16 protein-coding genes are annotated in these 18,036 nt (G+C 45.4%); all 16 read left to right on the top strand.

Annotation, left to right across the window (positions count from 1 at the left end; genetic code table 11):
* Nucleotides 1–263: 263 nt before the first annotated feature.
* The 16 genes from VB077_RS05515 to VB077_RS05440 all read left to right on the top strand — a co-directional run bounded on the left by VB077_RS05515 (nucleotide 264) and on the right by VB077_RS05440 (nucleotide 17,670).
* Nucleotides 264–1,130: a xanthine dehydrogenase family protein subunit M gene (locus VB077_RS05515; RefSeq protein WP_323414225.1), complete on the top strand. Its 867-nt coding sequence runs from the start codon at nucleotides 264–266 to the stop codon at nucleotides 1,128–1,130.
* Nucleotides 1,131–1,146: 16 nt separating this feature from the next.
* The gene (locus tag VB077_RS05510; protein ID WP_323414224.1) at nucleotides 1,147–1,620 is read left to right on the top strand and encodes a (2Fe-2S)-binding protein; all 474 of its coding nucleotides are present in this window, start codon (nucleotides 1,147–1,149) and stop codon (nucleotides 1,618–1,620) included.
* A gap of 22 nt (nucleotides 1,621–1,642) precedes the next feature.
* Complete coding sequence (locus tag VB077_RS05505; RefSeq protein WP_323414223.1) at nucleotides 1,643–2,908, top strand: xanthine dehydrogenase family protein molybdopterin-binding subunit; 1,266 nt, start codon at nucleotides 1,643–1,645, stop codon at nucleotides 2,906–2,908.
* Nucleotides 2,909–2,926: 18 nt separating this feature from the next.
* Nucleotides 2,927–3,910: a xanthine dehydrogenase family protein molybdopterin-binding subunit gene (locus VB077_RS05500; RefSeq protein WP_323414222.1), complete on the top strand. Its 984-nt coding sequence runs from the start codon at nucleotides 2,927–2,929 to the stop codon at nucleotides 3,908–3,910.
* A 19-nt stretch (nucleotides 3,911–3,929) separates the two neighbouring features.
* Nucleotides 3,930–5,090 carry an amidohydrolase family protein gene (locus tag VB077_RS05495; RefSeq protein ID WP_323414221.1) on the top strand — a complete coding sequence of 387 codons (1,161 nt, stop codon included), beginning with the start codon at nucleotides 3,930–3,932 and terminating at the stop codon, nucleotides 5,088–5,090.
* Nucleotides 5,091–5,116: 26 nt separating this feature from the next.
* Entirely contained in the window at nucleotides 5,117–6,589 is a 1,473-nt protein-coding gene (locus VB077_RS05490) for an indolepyruvate ferredoxin oxidoreductase subunit alpha (RefSeq protein WP_323414220.1), read from the top strand.
* A 26-nt stretch (nucleotides 6,590–6,615) separates the two neighbouring features.
* A complete protein-coding gene (locus VB077_RS05485; protein ID WP_323414219.1) occupies nucleotides 6,616–7,461 on the top strand; it encodes a UPF0280 family protein in 846 nt (281 codons plus the stop codon).
* Nucleotides 7,462–7,474: 13 nt separating this feature from the next.
* Nucleotides 7,475–8,053, top strand: coding sequence for an amino acid synthesis family protein (locus VB077_RS05480; RefSeq protein ID WP_323414218.1), 579 nt, complete (start codon nucleotides 7,475–7,477; stop codon nucleotides 8,051–8,053).
* Between the two features lie 135 nt (nucleotides 8,054–8,188).
* Nucleotides 8,189–9,076 carry an NAD(P)-dependent oxidoreductase gene (locus tag VB077_RS05475; protein ID WP_323414217.1) on the top strand — a complete coding sequence of 296 codons (888 nt, stop codon included), beginning with the start codon at nucleotides 8,189–8,191 and terminating at the stop codon, nucleotides 9,074–9,076.
* A gap of 25 nt (nucleotides 9,077–9,101) precedes the next feature.
* Nucleotides 9,102–10,523, top strand: a complete 1,422-nt coding sequence (locus VB077_RS05470) for an L-serine ammonia-lyase, iron-sulfur-dependent, subunit alpha (protein ID WP_323414216.1) — start codon at nucleotides 9,102–9,104, stop codon at nucleotides 10,521–10,523.
* A gap of 35 nt (nucleotides 10,524–10,558) precedes the next feature.
* Entirely contained in the window at nucleotides 10,559–11,770 is a 1,212-nt protein-coding gene (locus VB077_RS05465) for a 3-isopropylmalate dehydratase/homoaconitate hydratase family large subunit (protein ID WP_323414215.1), read from the top strand.
* Complete coding sequence (locus VB077_RS05460) at nucleotides 11,770–12,276, top strand: 3-isopropylmalate dehydratase (RefSeq protein ID WP_323414214.1); 507 nt, start codon at nucleotides 11,770–11,772, stop codon at nucleotides 12,274–12,276. The genes VB077_RS05465 and VB077_RS05460 overlap by 1 nt, the downstream gene beginning before the upstream one ends.
* Nucleotides 12,277–12,309: 33 nt before the next feature.
* Nucleotides 12,310–14,160 (top strand): cobalamin-dependent protein, encoded by a 1,851-nt coding sequence (locus tag VB077_RS05455; protein ID WP_323414213.1) that lies wholly within the window; start codon nucleotides 12,310–12,312, stop codon nucleotides 14,158–14,160.
* Between the two features lies 1 nt (nucleotide 14,161).
* Nucleotides 14,162–15,301, top strand: coding sequence for a 2-methylaconitate cis-trans isomerase PrpF family protein (locus tag VB077_RS05450; protein WP_323414212.1), 1,140 nt, complete (start codon nucleotides 14,162–14,164; stop codon nucleotides 15,299–15,301).
* Between the two features lie 35 nt (nucleotides 15,302–15,336).
* The gene (locus VB077_RS05445) at nucleotides 15,337–16,770 is read left to right on the top strand and encodes a glutamate mutase L (protein WP_323414211.1); all 1,434 of its coding nucleotides are present in this window, start codon (nucleotides 15,337–15,339) and stop codon (nucleotides 16,768–16,770) included.
* 33 nt (nucleotides 16,771–16,803) lie between these two features.
* Complete coding sequence (locus VB077_RS05440) at nucleotides 16,804–17,670, top strand: isocitrate lyase/PEP mutase family protein (RefSeq protein WP_323414210.1); 867 nt, start codon at nucleotides 16,804–16,806, stop codon at nucleotides 17,668–17,670.
* The last annotated feature ends 366 nt before the right edge of the window (nucleotides 17,671–18,036 follow it).

Below are 18,036 nucleotides of genomic sequence, written 5' to 3'. Positions count from 1 at the left end.
TATGTAATAAAAATGAATGGACTATCGAAATATGGATTATTATGTCAGCGTTCTTTCAGTAAAGAATGATCATACAATAAGGCTTTGGGGCCTTTTTTTATTTTGGGGACATACTAAAAAGCGTTGGCACGAATCTTGCTTATTATTATGCACGTAACAAAAAGTTTGAAGAAATGAGATTCTCAAATAGTATAAGTAAATTTGGGAAAAACTAAAACCAAAGGGCTTACATTTGGGGCTCGATAAGGGAGGCGCAAGTAAAGGTGAGCAAATTCGAGTATTTCAGACCAAACACGATAGAAGAAGCCATTATATTGATGAGGGAAAATCCGAGCTATTGTCTTTTAGCGGGTGGGACTGATGTCATGGTTAAAATCAAAGAAAACATTATTCATCCCTCAGCTATTTTAGATTTAGGCGCCTTGGATAGTTTAAAAGGTATAAAAGTCGAGGGCGGCAAGATAACCATCGGTGCTTTAACTACGCACACTCGACTCTTTGAATCAGATACCATTAGGAAATATGCACCGGCTTTAGCTAAAGCGGCAGGTTTAGTCGGATCCCCACAAATTCGTAATAATGGGACTGTAGGGGGAAATATGGGGAATGCTTCCCCGGCCGCCGATACCGTTCCTGCGCTGATGGCTTACGATGCAACAATCACAATAGCAAGTGCAACCGGAACCAGAGAAATCCTTTTAAAAGACCTGTTCAAGGGTCCGGGGCGCACTTACCTCGAACCCGGGGAGTTAATCACGGAAATATCCTTTGAAGCTCAAGGGGTCAATCAAAGCAGCAGCTTTGAAAAGCTGGGCAAGCGTAAAGCTTTGGCAATTTCGGTTGTGAATGCCGCAGTGTTTATTGAAGCGGATCCTAAGACTAAAATCGTGAACAAGGCTAGATTTGCTCTGGGCTCTGTCGCGGCTACACCGATCAGAGTACCCGCCGGTGAAGAATGTTTAATCGGGAATGTTATCTCGGAAAAATTGCTTTCAGAAGTCGCCGGCGTTGTATCCAATGCGGTAAAACCGATTGATGATGTTCGTTCAACGGCGGTCTATCGTCAAGAGATCGCAGGTACCTTGATTAAGCGGGCACTCGAAAATGCCTGGAGAACGATGAGCAATTAGCTTGGGGGTAGATGATATGTCAAAAGTAACGATAAGTTTCATTCTAAATGGTGAAAAACTGACGACTCAGGTTGAACCGGATATGCGTCTGGTCGATTTCTTAAGGGAAGATCTGGGGCTTACCGGGACAAAGATTGGTTGCGGCGAAGGGGATTGCGGTGCATGTACCGTGGTTATCAATGGAGAAACGGCGAATTCCTGTTTAGTACTGGCTCCTCAAGTTGATGGGAAAGAAGTTGTAACGATAGAGGGATTGGGTGATTATGAGCACATTCATCCTCTTCAGCAAGCCTTTCTTGAAGAGGGTGCTGTCCAGTGTGGATTTTGTACTCCGGGAATGATTATGTCGGCAAAAGCTTTGCTTGATAAGAACCCCCATCCGGATAGAGAAGAAATCATTCGCGAGATTTCCGGAAATCTTTGTCGCTGTACCGGTTATGCCAAGATCGCCAATGCAATCGAAAAGGTTGCCAATCAAAGCAAGGAATAGGCTGAAAAAGGAGTTGAAAATAATGCAGGATTTCAACGTCGTAGGCAAATCCGTAATTCGTAAAGATGCCATAGATAAGGTTTTGGGCAAAACGCAATTTGCCGCTGATATGAAGCTGCCCGGAATGCTTTATGCAAAGATTCTGCGCGGCAAAGTCCCCCATGCTATTTTGAAAAACGTAGATACCAGCGCCGCTGAAGCTTTGCCTGGGGTATATGCAGTTCTGACGGCTAAAGATATTCCCGGAAGCAATAGCCACGGAATTATTCTCAAAGATGAGCCCGTTTTGGCGATTGATAGAATCCGCAAAATTGGAGAACCTTTAGCAGTAGTTGCCGCGGAGAGCGAGAAAATTGCCGAAGCAGCTTTAGCGCTTATTAAGGTTGAATTAGAAGAGATTCCGGCTGTGTTTGACCCTGAAGAAGCGATGAAACCGGATGCTCCTAAGGTTCACGAAGGCGGGAACGTTGTCCAGCTTAGAAAAGTTCGCAAGGGGGACGTTGAGAAAGCCTTTGCTGAGGCAGACATCGTGATTGAAAATGTTTATCGTACCCAAATGCAAGAACATGCCTACATTGAACCCGAAGCGGGTGTTGCTTATCTCGATCGGGATAATGTCGTCTTAAATGTTTGTACCCAGAATCCTCACTTCGACCGTAAAGAAGTTGCCCGCAACCTCTCCTTACCGGTTAACAAAGTAAGAATTATCCAAGCAGCCACCGGGGGCGGCTTTGGCGGAAAACTGGATGTTTCCGTTCAAGTTTATATCGCTATCTTGGCGTTGCGGACAAAACGGCCGGTAAAACTAGTTTATAGCAGGGAAGAATCGGTTGTGGCAACCACCAAGCGTCATCCGTGTGTAATCTATTATAAAACGGCAGCGGATAAAAATGGCAAGCTGCTGGCAATTGAGGCAACGATTATCGGTGATACGGGCGCTTATGCATCTTATGGTCCGGGAACGATCACAAGGTCTGCTGTTCATGTTACCGGACCCTATGAGATTCCTAATGTAAAAGTCGATGCTTATACCGTTTACACCAATAATCCGACTGCCGGAGCTATGCGTGGTTTCGGTGTTCCACAAGTGGCTTTTGCGCACGAGCAGCAAATGGACATGCTTGCTGAAAAGGTAGGGCTTAACCCAATCCAAATTCGTTTGCTTAACGCTCTAAAACCGGGAAGCACAACGGGTACGGGACAAGTATTAGAAACAAGTGTAGGAATCTCGGAGACGATCAATAAAGCTTATAACAAAGCAACCGAAATCGCAGGCAAGATTTACTAAGAGGGGAGGTAGACATCGATGAAAAAAAGAGGTTTTGGTGTTGGCTGTATGTGGTATGGAGTAGGTAACACGGGTTTACCCAATCCCGCCGGGGCGTTTGTTGATTTATTAGATGATGGGACTGTCAACCTCTTATCAGGGGCGGCTGATATTGGTCAGGGTTCAAACACAATAATGGCTCAAATCGTCGCGGAAGAGTTGGGTGTCGATTTTGATGATGTTCTTATAACATCTGCCGACACCGGAATTACTCCCGAAGGGGGAGCTACCTCTGCCAGCCGTCAGACGTATATCTCAGGAAATGCCGTGTTGCGCGCAGCTCGGGAAGCTAAAAAAGTATTAGTCGGAGAAGCCGCTGAGCTATTCGGTGCTGAAGCTTCAGAAATCGTGGTTAAGAATCATCGCGTTTATGTTAAAGGCAAAGAAGACAACGCTAAAAAGATCCAAGATGTTATTGCCAGTTGCCGCAGCAAAGGGAAAATAACAATTGGCCACGGTTGGTTCAATCCAAATACAACCGCCTTAGAAAGCGAAACCGGTGAAGGCAGTCCTTACGGAGCTTATGCTTTCGCGACCCAAGTCGTAGAAATTGAAGTGGATACAGAGACCGGACAAGTAGAAGTTATTAACATTTTTGCAGCCCATGATGTAGGAACTGCGATCAATCCTATGCAAGTTGAAGGGCAAATTGAGGGTGGAAGCACGATGGGTTTAGGATATGGCCTTTACGAGGAAATCAAAAAAGAGGATGGCAAAATCAAAACTCCATCTTTTGCGACCTATACCATTCCAACCGCAATGGATGTTCCAACTGTTTATCCGATTATTGTAGAGGATCCTGTTGAAAACGGACCCTTTGGAGCTAAGGGCGTTGGGGAACCTGCACTAATTCCAACCGCTGCTGCAATTGCCAATGCGGTATATAACGCTTTAGGAATCCGAATCATGGAACTGCCCGTAACTCCAGAGAAAGTTTTGTCCCAATTAAAAATAAAACAATAAAACTTTAGGGGGTATTTTTATGGCAACCATAGCACTTACCAACATTGGAAAATTAGTTACCGGGGATATTAAAAATCCCGTCAGCAGCGCAAACACCATCGTAATTCAAGATGGGAAAATTGCAAAGGTCGGAAATTCCAATATCATTAAAGATTTCAACGTGGAAAAAACGGTGGATGTTGCAGGCATGACTGTAACCCCTGGTCTTATCGATTCCCACGTTCATACCGTACTTGGGGATTTTACGCCCCGTCAAAACACCATTGGTTATATCGAAGGTGCCGTACATGGTGGGGTGACAACGTTTATCTCTGCCGGGGAATGTCATACACCGGGAAGACCAAAGGATCCCGCGGGTACAAAAGCACTGGCGATTTTAGCCCACAAGTCTTATAACAACTTACGTTCCACTGGACTTAAGGTTCATGGCGGTGCTGTCATTCTTGAAAAAGGTTTAGTTGAAGCTGATTTCGATGAAATGGCTAAAGAAGGCGTATGGTTAGTCGGAGAAATCGGTCTTGGCAGTGTTAAAAAGCCGGAAGAAGCAAGACCCATGGTCGAGTGGGCTAAAAAACGGGGCATGAAAGTGGCCATGCATTGCGGTGGTACCTCGATCCCAGGCAGTTCCACTGTGACGGCTGATGATGTTATGGAAGCTCAACCTACGGTTGTTTCTCATATTAACGGTGGACCCACTGCTATTGCCCCGGAAGAAGTTGAAAAACTGATCAATCAAACCGAGCTTACTCTTGAAATCGTTCAATGCGGCAATGCTAGAATCGGTGATTTAGTGGCTAGAAAACTTGCTGAAAAAGATGCCTTACATCGTATTATTTTCGGTAACGACTCCCCATCCGGTACAGGTATTATTCCGTTAGGCATTTTGAGAACAATGAGCTTGATCGCTTCCATGTCCAATATCCCGGGTGAAAAAGTCGTAGCGATGGCTAGCGGAAATACGGCTAGAACTTTCGGATTGGAAACCGGTTTAATTGAAGAAGGAAAAGATGCTGATTTAGTCGTGATGGATGCTCCAATGGGTTCGATCGGTTCAGATGCTATGGAAGCTTTAGAAGTTGGCGACCTTCCGGGTGTTGCGATGGTCATAGTGGATGGTGTCATTAAAGTGACGAAAAGCCGGAATACTCCTCCAACGACTCGCAACTATACGATTCAATAGACAATTATTTAAGAGGGGATGTTCAAGTGACAGTAGTAATCAATCAAGAACTTTGTAAAGGTTGCGGAATCTGCAGCAGAGAGTGCCCTAACCAAGCTATCTTAATTGAAAATAAAAAAGCAGTACTTCAAAGCAACTGTACAAGTTGCGGTGTTTGTACGAAAGTCTGTCCTTTTCAAGCTGCTGTTAAAAACACGGATATCAAAGAAGGGGCAGTAAAATGTGCATCTTGCCCGGTTCAGTGTGAAATTCTAGTAGGTTATTCAGGGGCTTGCCAGCGTTATCATAACGTTGAAGGTAAGCTAGTTCGCAACCGTGAGCTTGTTGCCAACGCCATTGAGAATGGACCGCTCATTACTGCTGTAGGAGCAGGAACAACGTACCCGTGCTGCCGTCCTGCACCGCACATTGTGCAAGATACGGTCAATGGTGTCGAGGTTGTTACCGTTGTTACCGAAGCCCCACTGAGTTATAGCGGCGCTAAAGTTAAGATTGATACCAATCTCTTTATCGGTGAAGAAGGAGCAAAAGTTAAACGAAACGGTAAAGTTGTAGGGATGGTCGATACCGAAGAATACGGATCTAAAATGCTTTCGATCGGCGGGGCTAATCTCCTTACAGGCAAGGACGGCTTTATCGTCGCCCGTACGGTTGTAGAAATTTGTAATGGACAGCGTGTGACTTTAAAAGTTGACGAAGGCAGTACGTTAGAGCTCCAAGTCGGTTATGCTCCGATTGTTAACGGTGTAGAAGATACAAAAATGCGGGTGGGCTGCGGTAGTGCCACGATTGGTATGTTTGCCGGCAAGCTCAGCGAAGTGGTCGACGAGGCAATCATCCTTGACCATCACGTTGTCGGTCTTCTTTCCGAACATCTTGCCGGCGAAGTTGTCGGACTCAGTTGGAGCGGTGTTGTACCGAATGCCAGAAGAAGTACTCGTGGACGTTATTTCGGAGAACATGGAAAAGGTTGGGGCGGCACCGATATTGAGAACCCTAGAGATGCAATCCAATCGGTTGACATGTCTATCGCTAAACCGGGTATTAAAATCTTAGTCACGGAAACAACAGGTCAAAAGGGAGCACTTTTCCAAGTGGATGAAAAGGGAAACGTCCATGAAATTCCTATGACGCCCGAAGTAAAAGCTGCAGTTGATCATATTGCCGCAAACTGTGAAAACTCAAGAGTATCTGCCCTTTATGTAGGAGGTACCGGTGGCAGCGCCCGCGCAGGGGTAGCTACCAATCCAATTAAAGTAACACAAGCAGTTCATAGCGGAGACGCTAGGATGACCATCGGGGGCGCTGAAGCATATGTACTTCCGGGTGGAGGTATTAACTTCATGGTCGATGTAGAAAAAGTTGTACCCCAAGCCTTTACTTGGGTTCCAACTCCGGCAACCGTTGCTCCTGTAGAATATACAATGCCTCTGGAAAAGTATAAGGAAATCGGCGGACACATCCAGGCTATCAAGAAATTAAGCGAACTCAAAAAATAGGATTGTACGATCCGGGGAGAACAGGCATGATTACGGTACTATCAGATGAACGGGTATTTTTAAACTATGGGCCAATGCAGATGGTACTTGCGGCAAGTTCAAAAAGAAATAAATTAACAGAAGAACTACAAGATGCGGCCGGATATGCAATAACTGTTTTGGAAGAACTTGCAAAGGTTCTCAATCTAGCCAAGGACATTAAAACAGTAAACTATCCCGATCTTTCCGAACTGCCATTACCTCTAAGGCTCATGGTCGAAGCAGTACGAGCAACTGAAGATAAGACATTGACGCCAATGGCTGCAGTTGCCGGGACGTTTTCGGATCTTGTAGCGGATTGGTTAGTCGAGAAGAAAGCAACCAAGGTAATAATCAATAATGGCGGAGATATTGCAGTTCGGCTATTAGATGGAGAAGTGACGAAAGTGGGGTTAACGCCAAGTATTGGCGCCCCCAGTTTCACTCATGTCGTGTCACTATCGTCTGGGGATAGTATCGGGGGAATTGCTACAAGCGGCTTGGGTGGAAGAAGTTTCACCAAAGGGATTGCAAACTCTGTTACGGTGTTGGCCAAGACAGCTCGAATTGCCGATAGTTGTGCCACGCTCATTGCTAATCATTGTGACGCCGATGATCCGGGTATCGTAAAAATGCCTGCTGAGATGCTTGATCCGAATACGGATATTCCGGGTCATATGGTTACAGTCAAAGTAGAGAACCTAAAAGCCGAAACAAAACGTCAAGCGCTTGCAAATGCCTTGGTCAAAGCCGAAGAATTAAGATCTAGGGGCGTTATCCAGGGAGCAGCAATCTTTGTCGATGATCTGGTTGCCATGATCCCCGAAGGTTTATGTTATCCAATAAATTCTTAGGAGGTAAATGAAAATGGAAATTCGTAAAATTGTGACTGTTGTTGAAGAGACTCATAAAGATGGGGAAAAGGTTGTGGCTAATCCAACCCGTAAAGCTTCTGTGGCAGCAGTTATTAAGAATCCATTCGCCGGTGAATATGTTGAAGATCTGACAGAGCTTAGTGAAATCGGAGAACAATTAGGCCAAATGTTAGCTGAAAAGGCTGTTAAAGCCCTTGGCATTGCTAAGGAAGAGGCTAATAGCTATGGTAAAGGTGCCATTGTCGGAGAAAAAGGAGAGCTGGAACATGCGGCAGCAATTCTCCATCCACGCATGGGTAAACCTTTCCGTGAAGCAGTCGGCGGCGGAAAAGCCATTATTCCTTCCGCTAAAAAACTCGGTGGCGTAGGAACCGGTTTGGATGTTCCTGTACACTATAAAGATGCCGCTTTCGTTCGTACCCATTATGATGCTATGGAAGTTAGAATTCCTGACGCTCCCAGAGCAGACGAAATCGTTGTTGCTGTCATTGTAACTGCCTCCGGACGTCCGCATCCAAGAATCGGCGGTTTGCAAGTATCGGAGATCAAAGGGGAAGACGGTTTAAGATAAGCAGTTACTGAAGAGACCTTAACATAGAACAATTTAAAATGATTTGTGACGTAGTGCATTCTCCTTCCGGGTAAAAAAGCACTACGCCACAAATCCCTGCACAGGGCGGTCGGAAGAAATTTAGGAGGTAACAGAATGAAAGTTGGTTTCATTGGTATAGGAGCAATGGGGAAGCCGATGGCTCAGAATATTATGCGAGCCGGGCATACTCTTGTTGTCAATGATGTGAATACAGCTGCGGTTGAAGAACTTGCGGCAGATGGAGCTATCCAAGCAAAAAGCCCTCGGGAGCTTGCAGAACAAGTTGAAGTTGTGATTACGATGTTGCCTAACGGAGCTATTGTCGAACAGGTTCTTCTGGGTGAAAAAGGTGTATTTGCGGGTGCTAAGCCCGGCTTTGCGATTATCGATATGTCCAGTGTAGCTCCCAGTTTTACTAAAAAAATCGCGAAAATTGCTGCCGATCAGGGTATTAATTATATGGATGCACCGGTTAGCGGCGGGGTCAAAGGCGCTACCGAAGGAACGCTGACCATTATGGTAGGCGGTGAACAAGAACTAGTCGATCGTTTCCAATCTTTACTCGAGGTTATGGGTAAAAAGATCTATCATGTTGGCGGTGTTGGCGCCGGAGACGCAGTTAAAATTGTCAATAATCTTCTTCTGGCCGTTAATATGGCTGCCGCTGCAGAAGCTTTTGCCCTTGGGACTAAAATTGGCCTTGATCCCAAAACATTATTGGAGATCATCAGCGTCAGTTCCGGTAACAGTTATGCATTGACAGCTAAAATGCCAAACTTCGTAATGAAAGGAAACTTTGCCCCGGGATTCGCTATTGATCTTCAGTATAAGGATCTTGAACTAGCCGTACAAACGGCTAAAGAGGCTAAAGTCCCAATGATGTTAACGAATGTCGCACAGCAACTCTATGAAAATGCACGGGCTGCAGGGTTAGGTCGCGAAGATATTTCAGCCATTATTAAACCGCTTGAAGAATTATTAGATATAAATGTCAGGGCCTAGAAATTTTAACCGGAGGTGATTCAAGATGAATGAAATTATTAATGTTGTAAAAGAAAAAGGCTACGAAATGGGCAGCTTAACAATAGGGGAAGTCATCGACGTAGCCAATGACTTAAATTTGCGTGTCAGTGATGTGGTCATCGCTGAAGCAATGCATAAAAATTCGATGAGCAAGGAAGAGGTTATTGATGCCGTATTAAATGCTTTTGCTCATAATCTATACGCCGCAGAGGTAGGGATCACCTCTGGTTCAAGTTTCTTGCTCGGCAAGGTACCCCAAGAACTGGCTGTCAATAATTTTGAAAAGCGCTTATTTGAAGATGATTTCGTAAACAGGATATTGGTATATACGTTAGCCTCACAAGTCGGGAACCATTCATGCGGATTACAACCGTGTGCAGGTACAGGAGATTCTTGCACCTATACCGGCTTATTCCGCGCTTTACAGGAAACGGTTGAAGATAAAGAGGAACTGGCAAGGACAGTTTCCGTGATGCTTAAGGTAGGAACGATTTTCCGGGCAGGAAAGACCTCTACAGGCTGTAATATGGAAGGATTTGGGGCAGGTGCCGCGGCAACCGCGGCGACTTTAGTCGAACTTCGTAAAGGAAGCCCCAAAGCGATGGAGAGAGCTATGGTGTTGGCGCTTTCACCAACGATTGGTAACCCATGTACACCTAGGGTTATGGTTGCCGGACTTTGCTCGACCCATATCGGCGGGGGAGTTGTCATTGGTAATCTTGCAGCCAATTTAGCACTTTATACGACGATTCCGGTTAATGTTCCGGTTGATGTTATGATCTCAATGGCAGCTGCCGTGCACCCCGTATCTGCGAAACAAATCGTGCCTGTAGTTATTAAATATATGCAGCCTTTCTTCAAAACCAATCTTGAAGTGGAACACTTCATTTCGGATGATATTAAAGATCGTGAACACGATACGATCAATCAAACGATGGAATTAGCGATCAATGAAGCTCGTGCTTTAGCCGGTAAGGCGAATTCGATTGTGAAGCCTTTTGGGGATGCAGTCGTTGGCGGCAGCAGCCAGGCTGTCGGCTCACCGACAAATACGGGTCGAATTGCCCATGAGTTAGCTAAAGGTGAAATCACCGGCGTTAAGATCGAGTTATATCCAGAGCTATTCGCCCGTCGTGGGATCAATGTTCCGGGAATCCTCATGGGTGCGGTTCTTGGTGCAAGCACTGACAATGGTAAAGCTTATCGTGAAGTTATCCAAAAGGTACTCGATAAAAAGATTAAAGTGGATATTGTTGAAGTCGATGAACCTCAGTTGCAAAAAGTAACAATTTATGCAACTGAACAAAATAGCATGGTTGAAGCTCTTAATCGAGGCGGTGCACGTCTGGTGCTGAAGAAGGCCAGCCCTTCTATTGAAGAAGCCCGCCTTGCGGCTCAAAAACTTGGAATTGTACTCGTTGACTAAATAGCTGGGACTATGAGTTTGGGAGGAGGAGAAAAGTGAATCAAGTAGAAAAGTACCTAGCCAAGGCTGCTGGGCTGGAGAAAGTACAAGCGGGCGAAGATATTACCGTTAAGGTTGACTTAGTCATTGCTCATGACGTAACCGGCCCTATGGCTGTTGAACAGTTTAAAAAAATAGGGGTTGATCAGGTCTTCGATTCTCATAAAGTCGTTTTTGTTTTAGATCACATTATTCCGGCTGCTACTCCGGAGGTTAGAGCTCTTCATAATATTCTTAGGGAGTTTTCTAAGGATTATGGGGTTAAGGTATATGACAAATGTGATGGTGTTATCCATCAGGTTATTGCCGAAAAGCACCGTTTAAGCAGAGGCTCGATTCTAATGGGTGCCGATTCACATACGTGTACGGCTGGAGCGTATGGGGCAATTGCTATACCTGTGGGAGCCACGGAGTTAGCGGCAACGATGGCTACGGGAACACTCGATTTAGAAGTTCCGGAGACCTATGAGCTTCGATTAGAAGGAAAGCTCTCGCCCGGGGTATATGCGAAAGATGTTATTCTGCATCTTATCGGACATTTTGGAACGAACGGCTTTACAGACAGGGCAGTTATTTATTCAGGCAGTCTTATTGAAAATCTAACCTTAGATGACAAGATGACCATTTCCAATATGGGAATTGAAATGGGTACGATGATCAGTTACTTTGCTGATGAACATGAACCTGTTGGACCGGTTAAGGGAGTCTATATATTTAAGACTGAAGAGATTCCGGCAAGTGTTGCTTGCCCGCCTAATCCGGGTAATGTTTCGAAAGTAAGCGATATCGCGGGTACTAAGATAAATCAAGTTGTGATTGGAAGTTGTACAAATGGGCGTCTAAGCGACATGAAAATTGCCGCAGAGGTGCTCAAGGACCGCAAGGTAGCTGAAGCTGTAACCTTATTAGTAATCCCTGCTTCCATAAGCATTGCTCAGGAAATGGAAGATCAAGGCATTACACGTGTTATCCGTCAAGCAGGGGGTATTGTTACGAGTCCGGGATGCGGTCCGTGTTTCGGGGCCCATATGGGACTTTTAGCTGAAGGCGATGTTGCCGTTTCGACGACCAACCGTAATTTCCCAGGGCGGATGGGTCATCGGAATGGTAAAGTCTATCTTGCTTCACCGCGTTTAGCAGCGGAAAGTGCTATCGCAGGGGAAATCGTTGCTCCGGGCACGATTGCCGCTCTAGGGGGGGTAGACTAATGGCTTGGAATAATAAGGTAAGAGGTCGGGTTTGGAAATTCGGCGTTAATGTTGATACAGATCAGATTCTACCGGGCTACGCTATGGCAGCTCCGATAGATAAGTTAAAAGACTATGCCCTTGCCGGAAGTGAAATCCCGGATTTTGCTCAAAAAGTACAGCCGGGAGACATCATCGTTGCGGGTGATAACTTTGGTTGTGGTTCAAGCCGGGAGCAAGCACCGGTTGCCTTAAAAGATGCGGGGACCGGGGTCGTTATTGCTAAATCATTTGCTAGGATTTTCAGACGGAACTCCATTAACATTGGTTTACCGGTATTGATTGCAGATGTAGTGGATAAAATAAAAAACGGACAACAGGTCGAAGTTGATCTAATAACAGCTGAAATAACGATCATCGAGACTGGGGAAAAATTGCAAGGACAGCTCCTTTCAGCTAATGTTTTGGAGACATTAGAGGCAGGGGGACTTATTGCTAAGGTGCGCAAGCAGCTCCATCTATCCTAGGTTTTTAAAAGGTTATTAGGAGGAAGGACTTCAATGCAAGAGAAAACGAAAAAGATTATCATCGAAGACTATGAAAGTGTACAGGCCTATGAAAGAGTCTTTGGCGTCGAGATGCCGAAAGTAGGTCCGGACGGTACAGTTACAGGCCTGCCGGCCCCGTATCCAAGAGTTGTTAATGGTGTTGAACGCAGCGGATATCGTATTGCCGAGTTAGGCCGCCAAGCGGCTAAGACAGGAATCCCGGTTCAAAACCCTATCCTTGGAAGAAATAGTGCCGAAGAGACTTACAGAGAGTCTTTGGAAATGTATAAAATCGCTGAAGAACTTGGAATCTCCCTTTTCCAATTTGTTCACTCGGAGGCAACCCGGCATATTGATCCGCTCAAAGGAGCAGAACTGATTGAACAATCGAGAGGAAAAGGCGGAATTACTCCTAACGGAGAACGCGAATTCATTCAGCTTGGCGGTGGGGTAAAACATCCCCTTCGTATTAATGCAACAGGGGATACACCGCATCTATCCATTATCAATGCCTTGATTGCAGGTTTTGATGGAACAGATATTGGACCGGTTATCCATGTTCACTTCGGTGGCCGCGGAATTCATGATTATAAAACAAAAGTGACCAATGGCTACAAAGCGTTACAGATCTGCGCAGATAATAACATCTTTGTGCAAACCGATTCTCATAAGCATCTTAACAACATCGGCGGGACCGACGGTATGGCCTTGGCCATGTGTCTTTTAGCAGAGGGCCTTGCAGTTCATGCCGGCTTGCCAAGGGCGCTTAGCGGGATTCAGATGAATGTCGGCGGAATCAATCTGTTAGCTGATTTAGCCGTTATGCGTGCCTTTAAGCAGGTCATGTGGAGTGAATTCCTGATCGTTGTTCCGGAAACCTTCCAAAATCCACCGGCTGACCTCATTGCCGAACAAGCTCATTTTGCCCGTATGGCCGTAAGTGCTAAATTAGGCGGTGCAAACTTCTATCGTCCTAAGGCTGCCGAAAACGTAGGGATCCCTACAGGAGCCTCCATGGCGAAGGCGATCTGGGCAACACAAAATGTGTTCACCAATGTTGCTTCTTATGAAATCAACGATCCGGCTATTGACCAAAGAAAAGATGAAATTATTAATGAAGCGATGGCTGTTTTAACTGCAGCGTTCGGTCTTAACAAACAGCTTAAACCTGAGGAAATCGATCCCGAATTCTGGTTGAAGTACAGTGATGAGGAATTAATTGATATTATTGTCGCGGCAGGTAAATCCGGTATTCTCGATGCCCCACGGGCCGGTGGCTGGGATCTTAAACGCGGCGTTAAAACACATCGCGATAAGGACGGAATACGGCGCTATATCCCCGGTTACAGTCCTGTAGGAGTTCCCGCCGAGAAGCTGTCTTTTACCAAAGAAAACGTTAAAGTTGATGCAAAAGCTACCGTGACACAAAAAGAGAAGATCTTATTAGCTACGGTTGGAGCTGATGCACACGTCGTTGGCATTAACACCATTCGTGAAGCGTTTGAACAAGCAGGCTATGAGGTAATCTATCTGCGGGGGATGAATCTTCCGGAAACAGTAGCAGAAGTTGCGGCAGAGGCGAAAGTTGATGTTATCGGGGTCAGCAACCTTCTGGGGCTTGGAACCACGTTATTCCCGCGGGTAGAACAACGTTTAAATGAACTCGGTATTCGAGATAAGGTTGTCCTTATGGCGGGTGGCCGGATTGCCGAAAAAGAAGAAGAACATGCGATGTTTGAAGCAAAAATAAATAACGAAGGAACAGGTTTCCTTGGAGTTGATGGTTTCTTCGGACCGGGAACAAATCCGGAAGATGCTATCAAATGGGTTCAAGAGAAAGTAAGCGGTAAGGGAGAAAAGTAGAATGAGTGATCAACGCAAAATCCGCACTGCAATTTTACGTGCGGGTACGAGTAAAGGTATTTTCTTAATGGAAAACGATTTGGCAGTAGATGCCAAAGAAAGAGATCAAGAGATTCTCGCAATCTTTGGCAGTCCGGATGTAAGACAAATCAATGGTCTTGGCGGAGCTGACCCTTTAACAAGCAAGGTAGCTATTATCGGACCGGCGACACGTCCGGACGCCGATGTGGATTATACGTTCGGACAAGTCAGTTTTACTGAAGCACTCGTCGATTATTCCGGTAACTGTGGAAACATTTCCGCCGGAGTAGGCCCTTTTGCAATTGATGAAGGTTTGGTGCGTGCGGTAGAACCGGTTACAACGGTTCGCATTCATAATACAAACACGGGTAAAATTCTTGTTGCCGAGGTACCGGTTAAGGACGGAAAGGCCCGCGCGGTTGGAGACTATAAAATTGCCGGCGTTCCCGGTACCGGAGCTAAGATTATGCTTGATTTCGCGGGTACAGCCGGAGCTGTAACTAATAAAATATTACCCACAGGCAATGCCATTGATGTTATGGATATTCCGGAAATCGGTAAATTAGAAGTCTCCATTGTTGATGTTGCTAATCCTATGGTGTTTGTAAGAGCTAAAGATTTAGGGTTGACCGGAATTGAAAAACCGGCCGAACTCGGTGCCAACAAGAAGATGCTGGGAATTCTTGAGCAAATCCGCGGTAAAGCAGCAACGATAATCGGAATGGCTAAGAACGAAGAAGATGCTCTTAAAAACAGTCCTGCATTTCCCATGATCGCATTTGTCAGCGAATCCCAAGATTATGTTGATTTTACGACAGGACGGACAATTCCGGCGAGCGATGTTGATCTGGTTTCCAGACTTATGTTCATGCAAGTAATGCATAAAACCTATGCGGGAACGGGTACAACATGTACAGGGGCGGCATCTAAAATCCCGGGAACCATAGTTAATGAAGTCTCACGTTCTCAAAACTCCTTAGTCCGTATCGGTCATCCGGCAGGGGTTATCGAGATTGAAGTTGAGGTCGAAGCTAACGGTAAAACTCTTGAAGTTAAACGGGCGGCTTTTGGGCGTACTTCACGCCGTATCATGGACGGTTACAGTTATATTGTGAAGTAACTCCTGGTCAAAAAATATTTCCAGGGGATGATAAAATGCAACACGTAGATTTATTGGTCTATGACGTAGGAAGCACGTATACCAAAGTTACTGCGTTTAAGAAAGAAAATAAGATTTTGAGCTTTATCGGTCGGTCACAAGCACCGACAACGGTCTCGAATATTGAGATTGGGCTGGTAAATGCACGTAAAAACCTCGCTCAAAGTATGGGCTTATCCGATGTTGCGCCGGAAAACGTTTTGGCAACAAGCTCGGCAGCAGGCGGACTTAGAATGATCGCTATGGGATATATGCCGCGTGTTACGGCAAAAGCAGCTAAAGAAGTAGCGATGAGCGCCGGGGCAAGAGTCTTAGAGATTATTTCCCACGAGACACCTGTTGACTTCCGGGAAGAGGTTTTACAGGAGATCAAACCGGATATTATTCTCCTTGCCGGCGGAACAGACGGCGGTGATGAGGATTCCGTTCTGGAAAATGCTCAAATTATTGTGAAAAGTAAATGCGGCGGTGTAGTGATCATCGCCTGCAATGCTCAGGTTCAACCGAAGGTTGAAGCATTTCTAAGCTCACACGATGTTCGTACGATCAGGGTCCCCAATGTCATGCCAACGATCCATGAGCTTAAGGTTAAACCGGCGCGGGAAGCGATTCATAGGGAGTTTATCCGTCAAATTACTCAGGCCAAAGGTTTAGGACGACTTCTGGAAATGGTTTCAAACAAGAGTGTGATGCCTACACCTGGCGCTGTACTCATGGGAACTGAGGTATTAGCCCTTGGAACGACTGAGAATGAAGGCTTAGGCAGCATTATGGTTATCGATATTGGTGGGGCTACGACAGACGTGCATTCCGTTGTGCCGGAATTAGCCGAATTGAGCAATGAGGAAAAAGGCTTGGTTATTTCTAACGAAAAACAGGTCTCCTATAGGACGGTTGAGGGTAATCTGGGATTACGGGTAAGCGCGACCGGAATCGTGGAAACGGCCGGTGCCATAGGAGTTTTGGCCAAGGTTGGTTTAGAAGGTGAAGATTTAGGCGAAGAACTGATCACTTATACGAAAAATCTGGAGAAGAATCCCGAACACATCAGTGTCACTGAAAAAGAAAAACAATTCGATAAAGCTATGGCGATAACAGCCATTGAAATCGCCATCAAACGTCATGCGGGATATTTAGCACAGAATTTTGACCCGGTCATGGGCGTTGCTCCGGGAACTGCTGTCGGACGTGATTTAAGAAAGCTTCAGAAAGTTGTCGCTGTGGGCGGTATTTTCGCTCATTCATCGGAAGAAGATTGTCAAGAAATTCTAATAAAAGCCTTTACTAACAGAGGAATATCCTTACTCCCAGAAAATCCACAATTTATTATAGATAAGAGTTATTTACTCTACACCATTGGCGCTTTAGCCCAAGAGTTTCCTAATGAAGCCTTAAAATTGGCTCTTAACAATATTTATGGTGGTAATTAAGAAAAGAATTAAGCAAACAAAGGAGTTATTAAGATGAACAAAGGAAAAAAACTGAGAGAATTATTAGCTGCAAAAGAGATTCTCGTTGCCCCAGGTGCTCATGATGCATTGACTGCAAAGATTATTGAAAAAACAGGCTTTTCTGCGGTTTACATGACGGGATATGGTCAGGCAGCCAGTCACCTTGGCACGCCAGACGTAGGTCTCCTCACCATGACGGAAATGTTAGCACGTGCGAATAACTTTGCCAGCGCTGTAGATATTCCGGTTATTGCTGACGGAGATACCGGTTTTGGAAATGCTGTCAACGTTATGCGTACAGTTCGCCAATATGAGATGGCTGGAGTTGCTGCAATTCAACTGGAAGATCAAGTTGCACCGAAAAAATGCGGTCATATGACAGGAAGACAAGTAATTCCGATGGAGGAAATGGTCGGCAAGATTAAGGCTGCTGTAGAGGCACGTCAAAACCCGGATTTCGTTATCATTGCCCGTACCGATGCGCGTACTGTTCATGGAATTGATGAGGCAATCCGTCGTGGAAAAGCCTATGAAGAAGCCGGAGCTGACGTTATCTTTATTGAATCCCCCGAATCTGTAGAAGAAATGAAAATGATTACCTCTAATTTTAATGTACCGGTCCTAGCGAATATGGTTGAAGGCGGACGTACCCCATTGTTAACGACGAACGAATTGGAAGGTATCGGCTACAACTTAGTTATCTTCCCAACCGCTTCTACCTATATTACAGCACAAGCGATGAAGAATTTGATGGAAGAGTTGAAAGCAAAAGGAACGACGAAAGGGCTCATGGATCAAATGATTCCTTTCCCTGAATTCAATAAAATGATCGGTCTTCCCGAGATTCGTGAAATTGAAGCAAAATATGTATTAGGATAAGCCGTATATCTAATGAAACATCCTATTTAAGGGGGTGATGCATCGTGAATCCCTTTGACTAAACCTCGACAAGCGATGGTATAGAATCGAGCCCTTATTCTTACATCTTTATATTTTCGCATTCTAGCCCCACAGCTAAGTCGATAAGCATGGTCGAGGAGGGTTTGCACCCAAGTCCAAGTCATACTCAGGTTCGAATAATTATGTCCGATACTTTGTAAATGGTAAATAGCCTCTCGGAATAAAAAGGGAGGAAATCTCCAAGATGGGATAAAGTCCCTGGGAATTACGATGAGCAAAAGGAGATGAAGAACCCCACTCATAAAATGGGCATGCCAAAAAGGCCTAACCGCACTCCTTTTTGAA

This window comes from Desulfitobacterium sp. (genome assembly GCF_034927245.1).
In the GTDB taxonomy this organism is placed as follows: domain Bacteria; phylum Bacillota; class Desulfitobacteriia; order Desulfitobacteriales; family Desulfitobacteriaceae; genus Desulfitobacterium_A.
This window is presented reverse-complemented; position numbering and strand designations above follow the sequence as displayed.

What these genes read in the sequence shown, in the direction of transcription:
- VB077_RS05510 (WP_323414224.1), top strand. Translation starts at nt 1,147, where the DNA reads ATGTCAAAAGTAACGATAAGTTTCATTCTAAATGGTGAAAAACTGACG.
- VB077_RS05505 (WP_323414223.1), top strand. Translation starts at nt 1,643, where the DNA reads ATGCAGGATTTCAACGTCGTAGGCAAATCCGTAATTCGTAAAGATGCC.
- VB077_RS05500 (WP_323414222.1), top strand. Translation starts at nt 2,927, where the DNA reads ATGAAAAAAAGAGGTTTTGGTGTTGGCTGTATGTGGTATGGAGTAGGT.
- VB077_RS05495 (WP_323414221.1), top strand. Translation starts at nt 3,930, where the DNA reads ATGGCAACCATAGCACTTACCAACATTGGAAAATTAGTTACCGGGGAT.
- VB077_RS05485 (WP_323414219.1), top strand. Translation starts at nt 6,616, where the DNA reads ATGATTACGGTACTATCAGATGAACGGGTATTTTTAAACTATGGGCCA.
- VB077_RS05480 (WP_323414218.1), top strand. Translation starts at nt 7,475, where the DNA reads ATGGAAATTCGTAAAATTGTGACTGTTGTTGAAGAGACTCATAAAGAT.
- VB077_RS05475 (WP_323414217.1), top strand. Translation starts at nt 8,189, where the DNA reads ATGAAAGTTGGTTTCATTGGTATAGGAGCAATGGGGAAGCCGATGGCT.
- VB077_RS05470 (WP_323414216.1), top strand. Translation starts at nt 9,102, where the DNA reads ATGAATGAAATTATTAATGTTGTAAAAGAAAAAGGCTACGAAATGGGC.
- VB077_RS05460 (WP_323414214.1), top strand. Translation starts at nt 11,770, where the DNA reads ATGGCTTGGAATAATAAGGTAAGAGGTCGGGTTTGGAAATTCGGCGTT.
- VB077_RS05455 (WP_323414213.1), top strand. Translation starts at nt 12,310, where the DNA reads ATGCAAGAGAAAACGAAAAAGATTATCATCGAAGACTATGAAAGTGTA.
- VB077_RS05450 (WP_323414212.1), top strand. Translation starts at nt 14,162, where the DNA reads ATGAGTGATCAACGCAAAATCCGCACTGCAATTTTACGTGCGGGTACG.
- VB077_RS05445 (WP_323414211.1), top strand. Translation starts at nt 15,337, where the DNA reads ATGCAACACGTAGATTTATTGGTCTATGACGTAGGAAGCACGTATACC.
- VB077_RS05440 (WP_323414210.1), top strand. Translation starts at nt 16,804, where the DNA reads ATGAACAAAGGAAAAAAACTGAGAGAATTATTAGCTGCAAAAGAGATT.